The following is a 13,778-nucleotide window of genomic DNA, read 5'->3' as shown; positions in this document are numbered from 1 at the left end:
GCCAGTTCGTCCCTTTTCGCAATGACCGACGACATCGTCGTCCGTGGTGCCTCCGAGCACAACCTGAAGGACATCGACGTGTCCATCCCCCGCGAGGAGTTCACCGTCGTCACCGGTCTCTCCGGGTCGGGGAAGTCGTCGCTCGCCTTCGAGACGGTGTACGCCGAGGGGCAGCGCCGCTACATCGAATCGCTGTCGGCGTACGCCCGGAACTTCCTCGGCCAGATGGACAAACCGCAGGTCGAGAACGTCGAGGGACTGTCGCCCGCCATCTCTATCGACCAAAAGAACGCCGCCAACAACCCCCGTTCGACGGTCGGCACCGTCACCGAACTCCACGACTACCTCCGTCTCCTCTATGCACGCGTCGGCACGCCACACTGCCCCGAGTGTGGCCGTGAGGTCGGCGAACAGTCCGCCCAGCAGATGGTGCGGCGGCTACTGGAGTTGCCCGACAGCACGCGTGCAAAATTGTGTGCGCCGGTCGTCCGCGACCAGAAGGGCGCCTTCGAGGACCTCTTCGACGACCTCGTCGCCGAGGGGTACACCCGCATCGAGGTCGACGGCGAGGAGTACGACCTCTCGGTCGAGCGGCCGGAGCTCGATGAGAACTACGACCACACCGTCGACGTGGTCATCGACCGCGTGAAGCTGAGCGAGGACGCTCGTTCGCGTGTGACCGACTCCGTCGAGACGGCCTTAGAGGAGGCCGACGGCCTGCTGAAAGTCGTGCTTCCGGACCCGCCGGAGGGAATCGACGTGGGGTCGGAAACGCGGTCGACAGGCGACCTCGCCGGCGACGGCGACGACCGTCTCGTCGTCGAGTTCTCCGAGGAGTTGGCCTGCACTCACTGCGGCATCGACCTCCCGGAAATCGAGACGCGCTCGTTCTCGTTCAACTCCCCGCACGGCGCCTGCCCGGACTGTGAGGGCATCGGCGAGACGAAGGAGGTCGACGAGGACCTCGTCGTCAAAGACCCCAGCAAGCCAATCAAGAACGTCTTCGAGCCTTGGAGCTACAACCGCTCGTACTACCAAACGCGCCTCGATTCAGTGGCGGCGCACTTCGGCGTGAGCGTCGACACACCGTTCGAGGAACTCGACGAGAACGTACAGCGGCAGTTCCTCTACGGCACCGACGAGGAGGTCGTCTTCGAACGACAGACGAAGAACGGCACCCGACGGAAGGAGAAGCGATTCGAGGGCGTCATCCCGAACCTCGACCGCCGCTACATCGAGACGGATTCCGAGGGGACCCGCGAGCACATCGAGAAGTACATGGCGACGACGACGTGTCCGGTCTGCGACGGGACGCGTCTGAAACCCGAATCCCGGGCCGTCCTCGTCGACGGCACCTCGATTACGGATGTCAACCGACTGTCCATCGGCGACGCACTGGAACACTTCGAGAGCCTCAACGCGAATCTCGATTCACGTGAGCAGAAAATCGCCGAAGAGATTCTCAAGGAGATTCGCGAACGCCTCGGCTTCATGGACGAGGTCGGTCTCGAGTACCTGACGCTCGACCGGGAGGCCTCGACGCTGTCGGGTGGTGAGAGCCAGCGCATCCGACTCGCGACGCAGGTCGGGTCGGGACTCGTCGGCGTGTTGTACGTACTGGACGAACCCTCCATCGGCCTCCACCAGCGGGACAACGACAAACTGCTGGACACCCTCGAAGGCCTCCGCGATTTGGGCAACACGCTCGTCGTCGTGGAACACGACGAGGAGACGATGTGGCGCGCCGACAACGTCATCGACATGGGACCCGGCCCCGGCAAACGGGGCGGCGAGGTCGTCGCGAACGGCGCCGTCGAGGACGTGATGGACGCCGACCGCTCGGTCACCGGCGATTACCTCGCCGGCCGGCGGTCGATTCCGGTTCCCGAAGAGCGCCGGGAGGCCGACGGCTACCTCACCGTCCGGGGCGCTCGTCAGCACAACCTCAGAGACCTCGACGTATCCTTCCCGTTAGGCTGCTTTACGTCGATTACGGGCGTTTCGGGGTCGGGGAAATCGACGCTGCTCCACGAAATCCTCTACAAGGGGTTGGTCCGTCGGATGAACGACACCGACGTGAACCCCGGCGACCACGACGACATCGAGGGCATCGACGACATCGAGACGGTTCGGCTCATCGACCAATCGCCCATCGGTCGGACGCCTCGCTCGAATCCAGCGACGTACACCGGCGTCTTCGACCACATCCGAGAGTTGTTCGCGGAGACGAAACTGTCGAAACAGCGCGGCTACAAGAAGGGCCGGTTCTCGTTCAACGTCAAGGGCGGCCGCTGTGAGTCCTGTGGCGGGCAGGGTACCGTCAAGATAGACATGAACTTCCTCTCGGACGTGTACGTCCCCTGCGAGGAGTGCGACGGGGCCCGCTACAACGACGAGACGCTGGAGGTGACCTACAAGGACGCCACAATCTCCGACGTACTCGACATGGAGGTCGACGAGGCCTACGACTTCTTCGAGGGCCACCCCGGCATCCGTCGGCGCCTCCAGCTCCTGAAGGACGTTGGACTGGGCTACATGCGTCTCGGCCAACCGTCGACGACGCTGTCGGGCGGGGAGGCCCAGCGCGTGAAACTCGCCGAGGAACTCGGCAAGAAGGACTCCGGCGAGGCGCTGTACCTGCTGGACGAACCGACGACCGGACTCCACAGCGAGGACGAACGAAAACTCATCGAGGTGCTACACCGCCTCACCGACGACGGCAACACGGTCGTCGTCGTCGAACACGAACTCGACCTCGTGAAGAACGCCGACAACATCGTCGACTTGGGGCCAGAGGGTGGCGAGAAGGGCGGCGACCTCGTCGCCGAGGGAACCCCCGAATCGGTCGCCCGCGTCGAGGAATCCCACACCGGTCGATACCTCCGTGACCACCTGCCCGCAGTCGAGTTGGACGGGCCACGCGCCGGCCGCTCGCCCGCCGCCGGCGACGACTGATTGCGGGCACCTCCTCAGCCCTGCGTGGGTTCAAGTGTCGTCGCCCCCTACACCGAAGTATGTCAGACAGCGCCGCCCGCGAACTCGGTCGCAAGAGCGCCGGCCTCTCGACGTGGGCGACTGCTGTCCTTCTCGCCGTGCTCGCGGTCGGAGCGGCCGTTTGGCTCGATATCATCGATTTCGACCCGCTCGTCGTCGCCGGCCTCGCGCTGCTCGTCATCGCCATCGCCGCGGTCGCCAGTGCGGTCGAAATCGTCGAGGCCTACGAGAAGCAGGCGCTGACGGTGTTCGGCGAGTTCCGCGAACTACTCGAACCCGGCCTCCACGTCGTCCCGCCCTTTGTCTCCCGGACGTACCCCTTCGACATGCGAACCCAGACTATCGACGTGCCGCGACAGGAGGCCATCACGCAGGACAACTCGCCGGTGACCGCCGACGCCGTCGTCTACATTCGCGTGATGGACGCAAAGCGGGCGTTCCTCGAAGTCGAAGACTACGAGCGTGCGACCTCGAACCTCGCCCAGACGACGCTCCGGGCGGCGCTGGGGGATATGGAACTCGACGAGACGCTGTCGAACCGCGAGCGCATCAACACCCGCATCCGGCGGGAACTCGACGGCCCGACCGACGAGTGGGGTATCCGCGTCGAGGCCGTCGAGGTCCGGGAGGTCAACCCCTCGCCGAAGGTCCAAGGCGCGATGGAACAGCAGACCGCCGCCGAGCGCCGGCGGCGGGCGATGATTCTGGAAGCCCAGGGTAAGCGCCGCTCGGCCATCGAACGCGCCGAGGGTGACAAGACCGCGAACATCCTCGAAGCCCAGGGCGAAAAGCAGTCCCAGATTCTGGAGGCCCAAGGGGAGGCAATCTCGACGGTGCTGCGGGCGAAATCCGCCGAGTCGATGGGCGAACGTGCCATCGTCGAACGCGGGATGGAGACGCTGGAAGAAATCGGCACCGGCGAGTCGACGACGTTCGTCCTGCCACAGGAGATGACCTCGCTGCTCTCCCGGTACGGCAGACACCTCTCCGGGAGCGTCGACGACGGCGGGACGAACCTCCAATCGCTCGATTTCGACGCCGAGACCAGGGAGTTACTCGGCATCGACGACATCGAGGAACTCGCCGCCGGCGACGGCGACGTGGAGTACGACATCGAGAGCGCGGACGTCGAGAGCGCCGACATCGAAAGCGAAGACCTCGAACTCGACGAAAGCATCGAGTGAGAGCGGACTGATTTACAGCGCCGACTGAATCTTCTCTGCGACCTCCGTTGCCTCCGCTTCAGTCAGTTCCCCGGCCGGCCAACTGACTTCCACGTCGTCGTCCTCGTAGCGCGGCAGGACGTGGACGTGGGCATGGAACACCTCCTGTCCGGCCGCTTCGCCGTTGGCCTGCAGGAGGTTCAGGCCGTCGGGGTCGAAGACCGTCTCGATGGCCTTGGCGACCACTCGGGCGCTCCGGAACGTATCTGCGACGAGATCTTCGTCCATCTCGGTCAGCGTCTCGCGGTGGGGTTTCGGCATGACGAGCGCGTGACCGGGGTTCAGCGGCTCGATATCGAGGAAGGCGAGCGTACGGTCGGTCTCGTGAAGTCGATAGGCGGGCGCGTCGCCGGCGACGATGTCACAGAAGACGCAGTCAGCCATACCGCCGATTGCGTGGGGAACCCTCAAATGTGCTGTGTCGGAGGAACAACCCTACCAGCCCGAATGGAAAGTAGGATTTATCTAAAACAAGCATAATTGTTTTACCTGCGCCTGCAGTTGTAGTCCTATGGCACGCGTAGCGCTTCCACACGACGCGAAGGCGGGGCCGACGAAGCCGGAGGTCCGGTCGGTGACCCTCGGGAAACTGGAGTTGGGTCCGACCGACCACTTCATCGAAGTCGGCTCCTGTACGGGCGCGGTGACCGTCGAGGCTGCCCGTCAGGCCGGCCGAGTGACCGCAATCGAGCGGAAACCGAAACGGCTGGAGACGACCGAGAAGAACCTCACGGCCAACGACATCGAGGGCGTCGAACTACTCGAAGGGGAGGCCCCCGAGGGGTTGCCGGAGGACGCCGACGCCCTGTTTTTAGGTGGGTCGCGGAACTACGAGGAAGTCCTCGATTTCGCCGCCGAGACGGGTATCGACCGGGTCGTGATGAACGTCTCGCGGCTCGAAATCGCCGGCGACGCCGTCCGGGCGTTCCGCGAGCGGAACCTCTTCGAGGAGGTCGTCCAACTACAGGTGTCGACGGGCTACGAACTCGCCGGTGCGACGAGTTTCGACTCGAACAACCCGGTGTACGTCATCGTCGGAGGGGCGACATGACGCTGTACGGCATCGGGTTGGGACCCGGCGACGCCGGACTGATTACGGTCCGCGGTCGGGAACTGCTAGAGTCGGCCGACGTGGTGTACACGCCCGGTCGGCTCTCCCGCAACGTCGCATGCGAGTACGTCGCCGAATCCCAACTGGGCGACCTCGATTTCCCAATGACACGCGATGAGGACGAACTCCGGCGGGCCTGGAAGGCCGCCGCCGAGGAGGTCGCACCACGCGCCGAGGACGGGACCGCGGCGTTCGTCACGCTGGGCGACCCCAACGTCTACTCGACGTTCGGCCACCTGCGCCGAACCTTAGAGCGGTTCCACCCCGACGTCGACCTCGAAGTGGTCCCGGGCGTCTCGACGGTGACGGCGTTCGCGACCGCACTCGACATCGAAATCACGGCCGGGTCGGACCTCGTGTTGCGGGAGGCCGCAAACGGTGCCGCCCCCGTCGGTCCCGACCGACTCGTGTTGTTCAAGGTGACAGACGTGCCCGCGACCCACGAGAAACTCCGCGATTCCGGCTACGACGTGACCTACGGCCGGCGGCTGTTCATGGACGGCCACGAGTCGATAGTGACCGACGACCCCGACCAACTGGCCGAACGGGACTACTACACCGTCGCTTACGCCGAGAAGCCGGGCGTCGGCGAGGAGCCGGCGACCGCCGCGTTCGGTCGGGAAACGACGGCCGACGGCGGTGTCCACCGAGAAGAAATCGCGACTGCTGAGGCCGCAGGTGACGAGGTGTACGATGACTGAGAATACCGACCCCCAGAGCGCCATCGACGCCGAACGCGAGAAACACGCCCACGAACGCGACGAGCGCGTCTACGACCACACCGCGGGCGACGAACAGGAGGGCATCCCCTTCGTCGGCGCCGGACCGGGCGACCCTCGACTTTTGACCGTCGCCGGCAGGGAGGCGCTGGAAGCCGCCGACCTCGTCGTTCACGCCGGCTCGTTGGTCAACAGCGAACTGCTGGAAGCGTACTGCGACCACGCCGAGTTGGTCAACAGCGTCGGCAAGGACCTCGAAGAGCTGATTCCCCTCATGCGGGACGCCCACGAGGACGGACGCGAAGTCGTCCGTCTCCACTCGGGGGACCCCGCGATTTACGGCGCCGCCTTAGAGCAGATGGACGCACTCGAACACGAGGGCGTTCCCACCTACCTCGTTCCGGGCGTCACCTCGGCGTTCGCGGCGAGTGCAACCCTTCGGACGCAGTTGACGCTCAACGAGACGGCCAACCACGTCGCCTTCACCCGGCCGCAGGGGAAGACACTGGACCCCGAAGACGACCACATCGCGGATTTCGTCGAAATGGGCGACGTGACGACCTGTATCTACCTCGGAACCCACGCCGTCGGCGATACGATGGACCGCCTGCTGGCGGAAGGCGTCGACCCCGAAACGCCCGTCACGGTAGTGTATCACGCCTCCTGGCCCGACGAGGACGTAATCGAAGGCACTGTCGCCGACATCGGCGAGAAACTGGCCGAGGCGGGCTACCGCGCCTCGGCGATGGTGCTGGTCGGCGAGGCGGCCGCGGGTGCCGGCTACGAGCGGTCGTACCTGTACGGTGATTGGGCGAATCGGAGCGAAAACGACGCGAACGACACCGCGGAGAGTGACGACTGACATGAGCACTGACAACGACACCGACACGAGCGACGACAGCGGCGGTCACTGCGCGACGCCCGACTCGGATGGCGAAGTCGCAGAGGAAATCGCCATCGTCAGTTTCGAGCGGAAACTGCCGGTCGCGGAGGACATCAAGGCGGAACTGACAGACGACTACGACGCCATCGACATCATCGAGTACCACGGCGAGGTGTTCGAAGAGCACTGGGGCGAGTACGACTGCTTCGTCGGCCTGATGGCCTCCGGCATCGCGATGCGGAAGACGGCGCACCTGCTCGACGACAAGTGGGACGACCCCGCACTCGTCGTCGTCGACGAGGAGTTGACGTGGGCCATCCCGATAACGGGCGGCCACCACGGCGCGAATCAGGTCGCCCACGACCTCTCGAAGATGGGCGCCGTTCCGGCGATGACGACCGCCTCGGAAGCGGCGGGCAAGCAGGGCATCGAGTCGAAGGCCAAAGCCCTCGATGCACACGTCGTCAATGGCGATTCGACGGTGGCGACGAACCTCGCCGTGTTGAACGACGACATCGAATCCGTCGAACGCCTCGACGGCCCCCGGGCCGTCCTCGTGGGGGACGACGTGACCGTGATGAAACGCAACGACGACGGCGTCGTGTTGGGGACGGGAACCGTCGATGGCGTCGATAAATCACAGGTGCTGGACGCGTGGGAGGCCGCGCTGGCCGACCTCGACCTCGACTTCTCGGACGTGGAGTTCGTCGCCACCGCCACCCGAAAGGAGGGCGAGGAAGGGCTCTACGAAGCCGCCCAAGAGATAGGCGCCGGCGTCGTCCTCTTCGAGAAGGACACTTTGCTCGACCACGAGGGACCGACCCCCTCGCGGGCGAAGGAACTCATCGGCTGGCCCGGCATCGCCGAGGCGTCGGCGATTGCGGGCGGCCGCGAGCACGAACTGGCACGGAAAAAAGAGCGATTCGACGAGGCCGTGACCGTGGCGGTGGGGCGGTGATGTCGGGAGAAACGAACGCGGACACCGACGACTACGGCACGCTGTACGTCGTCGGCATCGGTCCGGGGCTGCCGCATGCGATGACACAGCGGGCCCGCGACGTGATTCGAACCGCCGACTGCGTCATCGCCTCGAACCTCTATCAGGAGTTCCTTCGACAGGACGGCACGATTCCGCCGGAGACCGCGACCGATGGCGGGGCCACGACAACTCCAACCGGCGACGAACAGGAAATCGTCCGGTCGTCGATGGGCCAACAGGTCGAGTTGACCCAAGAGGCCTTCGAACGCGTCCGAGACGGACAGGACGTAGCCCACGTCTCCGGCGGCGACCCGAACGTCTACGGGAAGTCCGATTTGGTCTTCCTGATGGCCGAAGAGGAGGAAGCGTACGACGTTCCAATCGAAATCGTCCCCGGCGTGACGGCGGCGCTCGGCGGTGCGGCGAACCTCGGTGCGCCCCTCTCCAACGATTTCTGCACCGTCTCGCTGTCCGATAAGTGGCGTGGCTGGGACGAAATCGCAGAGAAGTTGCGCGCGGCCGCGATTTCGGGGTTCGTCATCGTGCTGTACAACTGCTGGCGCGACTACGAGCGGGCCATCGAGGTCGTCCGCGAACAGCGGGCCGACGACGTGCCCGTCGCCATCTTCAACGACGCCGGCCGCGGCGAGGCCGGACGCAACCTCGACGACGAGACCCACACCATCACGACGCTCGGCGAGGCCACCCAATTCGACGAGAAGGTCGGCGGAATGGGCACCTCGATTCTCATCGGCACCCACGAATCCCACGAGTGGCGCAACGACCACGGCGAGTATCTCGTGACGCCGCGCGGCGGCCGCGAGGTGGAGGACTTCTGACAATGAGCACCGACGACACTACGGATACGGCAGCAGCATCGAGTACGGAATCGAAGTGCGGGACATCCAGCACTGACACGTCCAGCGAGAGTGACTGTGGCGCCGCCAGCGATTCTTCGTCAGCCTCGAACTGCGGTGCATCCGCCTCTGACGGCGAGAAGGAGGTCGGCGCCACCGTCGAGGACTTCGAGGGCGACCCCGGGCGCCTCCTCGCTGTCGGACTCGGCCCCGGCGAACCGGAGGGGATGACCGCCCGCGCGAAGGCAGCGCTGGCCGACGCTGAACACATCGTCGGCTACACGACCTACATCGACCTCCTGCCCGACGACATCACCGACGACGCCGACGACATCTACTCGACGCCAATGTGCGGGGAGGTCTCCCGAACCGAGGAGGCCATCGACCGCGCGCTGGCGGGCAACGACGTGGCCATCGTCGGGTCGGGCGACCCGAACGTGTACGCGCTCGCGGGGTTGGCACTGGAGATACTGGAATCGAAGGGCGGCACCGCCTCGGCGGTCGACTTCGAGGTGGTGCCGGGCGTCCCCGCCGCACAGTCCTGTGGGGCCCGCCTCGGCGCCCCGCTGGTCAACGACACCGTCTCGGTGTCGCTGTCGGACCACCTGACGCCGATGGAGGACATCGAATCGCGCCTGCACGCCGTCGCGGGCGAGGGCTTTACCATCGCCATCTACAACCCCTGGAGCCGCAAGCGCCGGGAGAACTTCCAGCGCTGCTGTGAAATCCTGCTGGAGCACCGCGACCCCGAGACGCCGGTCGGCATCGTCCACGGTGCCTCCCGAGAGGACGAGGCGACCCGAATCACGGACCTCGGAACACTCCCGGAGCTCGGCGAGGAGGACATCGTCGACATGACGACGACCATCGTCGTCGGCAACGAAGAAACGTACGTGTGGGACGGCCGGATGGTCACCCCGCGCGGTTACGAGACGAAGTACGACTACTGACGATGACCGAATACACCGTTTCAGTCGACCTGGAGGCGTGTGACGGCGTCTTCGCCTGTCTCGTCCGCGACGGACGCTTCGCTGAGGCTGAGGACGGCCTCGTGACGCTGCCCGGTGGCGACCGTGAGGAAGGTCGACTCACCGCAACGTTCGACGACGGCAACCGCGAGGACGCCGAGCAGGCCGCTGCCGCCTGCCCACTGGACGCGATTTCGGTGGAGGAGGTGGAGCCGTGAGCGTCGAGACCGGCGCCCCGCGGAACCTGCTGGATGCCCACCCCGAGACGGCGTACTTCTGGGGCCGCGTCATCGGCGACGGCGAGGTGACGAACGATGGCGTGACCGTCTGGACGAACGACGAGACGGCCGCCGAACGCCTCGCCGCCATCGCGGGCGCCGAGGGCGTCAACCACCGCATCGTCGACCGCGAGTACGCCCACGACACCTCGATTACCCGGTCGACGGACACCTACACGGTGCAGGCGCTCGGGGGCGTCGGCGACCGCGCGGCCGCCGCGCTCGGACTCCCCTTCGAGGGCGACTCGGGCGGCTATCGCCTCGACGCACTCGCAGAATTCGACCGCCAACTACTCCGCGGCCTGCTGGAAGGGTGTGGAACCGTCTGTTTCAAGTCCTCTGACGGAACCGTCGGCATCTCGTTCGTCCACGACGAGCAGAAACTGCTCGAACAGGTCGGGACGCTACTCGAAGACGCGAGCGTCGAGGCGCCACACGACGCCATCTCGGAAACGTCGTCGGGCGGCTACTGGTTCGGTCTCGATGACGCCGCCGCACCGGCGTTCGGCGAGTGGGTGTACGAAGGCAGCGAGAACTCCGGGCTGTTCGCGCCGAGTCGGCGACGGAAACTTCGCCGGAGCGTCGAGCAAGCGGAGGGGTACTGATGTTGGACGGTGAAGCCGTCGTGCTGGCGGGCCACGGGTCGCGCCGCGAGAAATCCAACGAGCAGGTCCGAACCCTCGCAGCGAACCTCGAAGGGAGGCTCGGGCTGCCGGTCGACGCCGGGTTCATCGAGTTGGCTGACCCGACCATCGCCGAGGCCGTCGGGTCGCTCGCACCCACGGCGACGGACGTGACCGTCATCCCGCTGTCGTTGTTCGCCGCGAGCCACGTCAAGGCCGACGTGCCGCTCGTCGTCAACGAAGCCCGAACGGAGTACGATGTCTCACTCCACAACGGAAGACACCTCGGCGTCCACCCGGCCATCGTGGAGTTGCTCGACGACCGCGCGGCCGCCGTCGAAGACGAATTGGGCGTCGCTCGCGAAGACGACGACGTCATCGTCGTGGTGTGTGCCCGAGGATCTTCCGACCCCGACTCCAACGCCGACGTACACAAACTCGCCCGCCTGCTGTACGAGGGCCGTGAGTTCGCCGGCGTCGAGGCGTCGTTCATCGGCGTCACCGAACCGCTGTTGGACGAGACGCTGCACACCGTCGCCAAGCGTCGCCCGGACGCCGTCGTCGTCCTGCCGTACATGCTCGGCGACGGCGTGCTCACGGAACGCATCCGCGAGGGTGCAGCCGAGTTCGACGCCGACTACCCCTACGTCGACGCCGGGTGTGGCGAACCTCTTGGCACCGACGACCGACTGCTGGAGGTGCTGGCCGACCGATTCGAGGAGGCCCGTGCCGGCGACGTGTCGATGTCGTGTGACACCTGCAAGTACAAAGTCGAGATGGACGGTTTCGAGGGCGATTCGGGTGGTGCGCGTGCGATGCTGCGAGCGATGACCCATCGGGCCGCCCACGCCGACCGCTCCCAAGTCGACGACGAGCCCCACGTCCACGACGCCCCCGAAAAACACGTCTCAGTCTGTACGAACCGAACCTGTGCGAGCGACGGTGCGGCGACGGTGCTGGAGCGACTCCGGCAGGCCGTCCGCGAGTGCGGCGTCGACGCCCGAATTACGCGTTCGTCGTGTCTCGGCCAGTGTGGCGACGGCCCGAACGTCGCCGTCTACCCCGACGGTGTCTGGTACGGCGAGGTGTCCCCGGACGACGCCGACCGCATCGCCTCCTCGCTCGACCGCGACCGCATCGTCTCCCAATTGGTCTCACAGACCCTCTAATCATGACCTGTCACGAAATCGAAGCGCTTCGACTCGGCCTGATGAACAGCCTCGGCGTCGACGACGACGCCGCACGAAAACACGCCCGTCAGGAGTTGGGCGAAGAGCCCGACCCCCACATCGCGGCGCTCGCCGACGCGGACACCCTCGCCGACTGCGCGCGGCACCTCGATACCGCGTTGGTCGAACTCGAAGAGGAGGTCGCCGCGACACAAAGCGATGACCCCTCATACGACTACCTCCGCGGCCGTCTCGTCGCGGTCCGGGACGCCGAAACCGCTCTCGACCGCGTCCGGAATCACGGCGAGAGCCTCCTCGAGGACCTCGGCGACAGCCACCACACGCTCCACGAGGCGTTCCCGGTCGATGAGTGAGACGGCGACCCGAATCCCGCTCGGCGACATCGATTCCTGTGGCTCCCGGCAGGCCGGGCGCCGTTCGGGCGTCACGCTGACCGGCTCGGGGCCGGTCGTCGGTCTCGCCGACGGCACCGTCCGTGCCTTCGACCGCGCCGGCGCCGAGCGTTGGTCGGTCGACGGCGAGGGCAGCGCCATCACGCTCGTCCCGTTCGGGGCGGGCGTGTTGGTCGGCGAGCGGTCGAAGCGAGGCGCCGTTCGACTGCTCGAAGACGGCACCGAGCGGTGGCGACACGACGCCGCCGACGCCATCGGCACTCCCACCAAGGAGACGCGGTTTTTCCTGCCGATGGTCGTCGACGCGGTCACGGACGCCGACACCGCCTACGTCGCCATACGGCGCTACGAACGGCGGGACGGAGGGCGTCACTTCGAGAGTTCGGTGTACGCCCTCGCCTCGGACGGAACCGTTCGCTGGCGCTACGACGCCGACGCCTCGCCGATTTCCCTCGCGGCGTTCAACGGTGGCGTCGCGGTGGCGTACAACCGCTGTCCCGGCGACCACGACGACGGACTCGTTGTGCTCGACAACGGCGGTTCCGAACGATGGGTTTGGGACACCGACCGGACGGCGACGCGCCGAATCGGAGACGTGGCGGCCGCCGACGGGAGCCTCTTCGTCACGAGCCACGCCGACTACCGCGGCTACCGAATCGTCGACGGCGACGCGGTGTGGAGCGCCGACCTCGGCACACAGCGGTCGAGTGGCGACGAGGTGTACACCTACCCCAACCATGTTCACGCGAGCGACGACGGCGCCGTCTTCCTGACCGGCAACACCTTCCCCGAAGAGGGCAGGGAGACCGACGAGCGTCACCCCAACGAACAGACCGCGTTCGGCTACTCGCTGTCGGGGACCGAACGGTGGCGCGAGGAAGTCGGCGGGTTCTCCCACGGCATCGCGGCGGACGGTAGCCGCCTGCTCGTGCCGGTCGCACAGCATTTCCGCGAGCGGGACCCCTCGGTACACGGCTGGCGGGTGTTCGACGTGAGGGACGGCCCCCGGGTCTCGGCGACGACCGACGGCGTCGTGACGGCCGCCGCCATCGCAGGTGACAGCCGTGCGCTCATCGAGGAGCCGGTTCGGTACCACGACGACGGGAAACGCCGGGGTCGCTACGCGCTCGAACTTCCGTAGTGTTGTCCCAAGCCACGCCGTTATAGTGGCCCCGCGTCCACGTCGCAGCATGAGCGAGATTACGCTTCGACTCTCCGGCGCCGACGGCACCAAAACGCGAACCCTGACGTCCGAGGAGGCATCGTTGGTCTGTCGACCGACGACCATCGAACTGCTTCGAACCATCGCCCGCGAGGAACCGTCGAGTATCCGCGAGACCGCTCGACTGGTCGACCGAGACGTTCGGCAGGTCCACGACAACCTCTGGACGCTCGGCGGCGAGGGACTCGTCGAGTTCGAGCGGGACGGACGCGCACACCGGCCGGTCGTCGACTACGACGAGATGGAACTGGAAATCGGCCTCTAGAGTCGTCACAACGGTGAAAATCGTATCCCGTTCGGGTGGCTGTCGTTTCGTGTCGATTCACATGGATTTAACAC

General features: G+C 66.1%; 15 protein-coding genes. 14 read left to right on the top strand and 1 reads right to left on the bottom strand.

Annotation, left to right across the window (positions count from 1 at the left end):
* Positions 1–21: 21 nt before the first annotated feature.
* Positions 22–2,955, top strand: coding sequence for an excinuclease ABC subunit UvrA (uvrA, locus tag NMP98_RS12645; RefSeq protein WP_254858094.1), 2,934 nt, complete (start codon positions 22–24; stop codon positions 2,953–2,955).
* Between the two features lie 59 nt (positions 2,956–3,014).
* Positions 3,015–4,178: an SPFH domain-containing protein gene (locus tag NMP98_RS12640; protein ID WP_254858093.1), complete on the top strand. Its 1,164-nt coding sequence runs from the start codon at positions 3,015–3,017 to the stop codon at positions 4,176–4,178.
* A 12-nt stretch (positions 4,179–4,190) separates the two neighbouring features.
* Here NMP98_RS12640 and NMP98_RS12635 read toward each other — a convergent pair whose 3' ends face one another.
* The gene (locus NMP98_RS12635; protein ID WP_254858092.1) at positions 4,191–4,601 is read right to left on the bottom strand and encodes an HIT family protein; all 411 of its coding nucleotides are present in this window, start codon (positions 4,599–4,601) and stop codon (positions 4,191–4,193) included.
* Positions 4,602–4,728: 127 nt separating this feature from the next.
* On the opposite strand from NMP98_RS12635, the gene cbiT reads away from it, so the two are divergent.
* From cbiT to NMP98_RS12575, 12 genes are read left to right on the top strand one after another with little or no spacing between them, the layout of a single operon-like run.
* Positions 4,729–5,268, top strand: a complete 540-nt coding sequence (cbiT, locus tag NMP98_RS12630; RefSeq protein ID WP_254858090.1) for a precorrin-6Y C5,15-methyltransferase (decarboxylating) subunit CbiT — start codon at positions 4,729–4,731, stop codon at positions 5,266–5,268.
* Positions 5,265–6,029, top strand: coding sequence for a cobalt-factor II C(20)-methyltransferase (locus tag NMP98_RS12625; RefSeq protein ID WP_254858089.1), 765 nt, complete (start codon positions 5,265–5,267; stop codon positions 6,027–6,029). The genes cbiT and NMP98_RS12625 overlap by 4 nt, the downstream gene beginning before the upstream one ends.
* A complete protein-coding gene (locus tag NMP98_RS12620) occupies positions 6,022–6,909 on the top strand; it encodes a cobalt-precorrin-4/precorrin-4 C(11)-methyltransferase (RefSeq protein WP_254858088.1) in 888 nt (295 codons plus the stop codon). Before NMP98_RS12625 ends, NMP98_RS12620 begins: the two co-directional genes overlap by 8 nt.
* Position 6,910: 1 nt before the next feature.
* A complete protein-coding gene (gene cbiG / locus NMP98_RS12615; protein ID WP_254858087.1) occupies positions 6,911–7,888 on the top strand; it encodes a cobalt-precorrin 5A hydrolase in 978 nt (325 codons plus the stop codon).
* The gene (locus tag NMP98_RS12610) at positions 7,888–8,748 is read left to right on the top strand and encodes a precorrin-3B C(17)-methyltransferase (protein WP_254858086.1); all 861 of its coding nucleotides are present in this window, start codon (positions 7,888–7,890) and stop codon (positions 8,746–8,748) included. Before cbiG ends, NMP98_RS12610 begins: the two co-directional genes overlap by 1 nt.
* Positions 8,749–8,750: 2 nt before the next feature.
* Positions 8,751–9,716, top strand: a complete 966-nt coding sequence (gene cobJ, locus NMP98_RS12605; protein ID WP_254858085.1) for a precorrin-3B C(17)-methyltransferase — start codon at positions 8,751–8,753, stop codon at positions 9,714–9,716.
* 2 nt (positions 9,717–9,718) lie between these two features.
* Complete coding sequence (locus NMP98_RS12600) at positions 9,719–9,952, top strand: ferredoxin (protein ID WP_254858084.1); 234 nt, start codon at positions 9,719–9,721, stop codon at positions 9,950–9,952.
* Positions 9,949–10,617, top strand: a complete 669-nt coding sequence (locus tag NMP98_RS12595; protein ID WP_254858082.1) for a cobalamin biosynthesis protein — start codon at positions 9,949–9,951, stop codon at positions 10,615–10,617. The genes NMP98_RS12600 and NMP98_RS12595 overlap by 4 nt, the downstream gene beginning before the upstream one ends.
* Positions 10,617–11,804, top strand: coding sequence for a CbiX/SirB N-terminal domain-containing protein (locus NMP98_RS12590; protein WP_254858080.1), 1,188 nt, complete (start codon positions 10,617–10,619; stop codon positions 11,802–11,804). Before NMP98_RS12595 ends, NMP98_RS12590 begins: the two co-directional genes overlap by 1 nt.
* Before the next feature lie 2 nt (positions 11,805–11,806).
* Complete coding sequence (locus tag NMP98_RS12585; RefSeq protein ID WP_254858078.1) at positions 11,807–12,178, top strand: DUF3209 family protein; 372 nt, start codon at positions 11,807–11,809, stop codon at positions 12,176–12,178.
* On the top strand, positions 12,171–13,358 hold the full coding sequence (locus tag NMP98_RS12580) for a PQQ-binding-like beta-propeller repeat protein (RefSeq protein WP_254858077.1): 1,188 nt from the start codon (positions 12,171–12,173) through the stop codon (positions 13,356–13,358). The genes NMP98_RS12585 and NMP98_RS12580 overlap by 8 nt, the downstream gene beginning before the upstream one ends.
* A gap of 49 nt (positions 13,359–13,407) precedes the next feature.
* Positions 13,408–13,704 carry an HVO_A0114 family putative DNA-binding protein gene (locus NMP98_RS12575; protein WP_254858074.1) on the top strand — a complete coding sequence of 99 codons (297 nt, stop codon included), beginning with the start codon at positions 13,408–13,410 and terminating at the stop codon, positions 13,702–13,704.
* Positions 13,705–13,778 lie beyond the last annotated feature (74 nt).

Source organism: Natronomonas gomsonensis (genome assembly GCF_024300825.1).
GTDB classification, from domain to species: Archaea; Halobacteriota; Halobacteria; order Halobacteriales; family Haloarculaceae; genus Natronomonas; species Natronomonas gomsonensis.
Note: the sequence above shows the minus strand (reverse complement) of the source record. Positions and strands in the feature narration are given on the sequence as shown.

Bases quoted from the DNA above. Each gene is read 5' to 3' on its own strand.
- NMP98_RS12580 (WP_254858077.1), top strand. From the start codon at position 12,171: ATGAGTGAGACGGCGACCCGAATCCCGCTCGGCGACATCGATTCCTGT.
- uvrA (WP_254858094.1), top strand. From the start codon at position 22: ATGACCGACGACATCGTCGTCCGTGGTGCCTCCGAGCACAACCTGAAG.
- NMP98_RS12600 (WP_254858084.1), top strand. From the start codon at position 9,719: ATGACCGAATACACCGTTTCAGTCGACCTGGAGGCGTGTGACGGCGTC.
- cobJ (WP_254858085.1), top strand. From the start codon at position 8,751: ATGAGCACCGACGACACTACGGATACGGCAGCAGCATCGAGTACGGAA.
- NMP98_RS12585 (WP_254858078.1), top strand. From the start codon at position 11,807: ATGACCTGTCACGAAATCGAAGCGCTTCGACTCGGCCTGATGAACAGC.
- NMP98_RS12640 (WP_254858093.1), top strand. From the start codon at position 3,015: ATGTCAGACAGCGCCGCCCGCGAACTCGGTCGCAAGAGCGCCGGCCTC.
- cbiT (WP_254858090.1), top strand. From the start codon at position 4,729: ATGGCACGCGTAGCGCTTCCACACGACGCGAAGGCGGGGCCGACGAAG.
- NMP98_RS12610 (WP_254858086.1), top strand. From the start codon at position 7,888: ATGTCGGGAGAAACGAACGCGGACACCGACGACTACGGCACGCTGTAC.
- NMP98_RS12575 (WP_254858074.1), top strand. From the start codon at position 13,408: ATGAGCGAGATTACGCTTCGACTCTCCGGCGCCGACGGCACCAAAACG.
- NMP98_RS12590 (WP_254858080.1), top strand. From the start codon at position 10,617: ATGTTGGACGGTGAAGCCGTCGTGCTGGCGGGCCACGGGTCGCGCCGC.
- NMP98_RS12625 (WP_254858089.1), top strand. From the start codon at position 5,265: ATGACGCTGTACGGCATCGGGTTGGGACCCGGCGACGCCGGACTGATT.
- NMP98_RS12620 (WP_254858088.1), top strand. From the start codon at position 6,022: ATGACTGAGAATACCGACCCCCAGAGCGCCATCGACGCCGAACGCGAG.
- cbiG (WP_254858087.1), top strand. From the start codon at position 6,911: ATGAGCACTGACAACGACACCGACACGAGCGACGACAGCGGCGGTCAC.
- NMP98_RS12635 (WP_254858092.1), bottom strand. From the start codon at position 4,601: ATGGCTGACTGCGTCTTCTGTGACATCGTCGCCGGCGACGCGCCCGCC.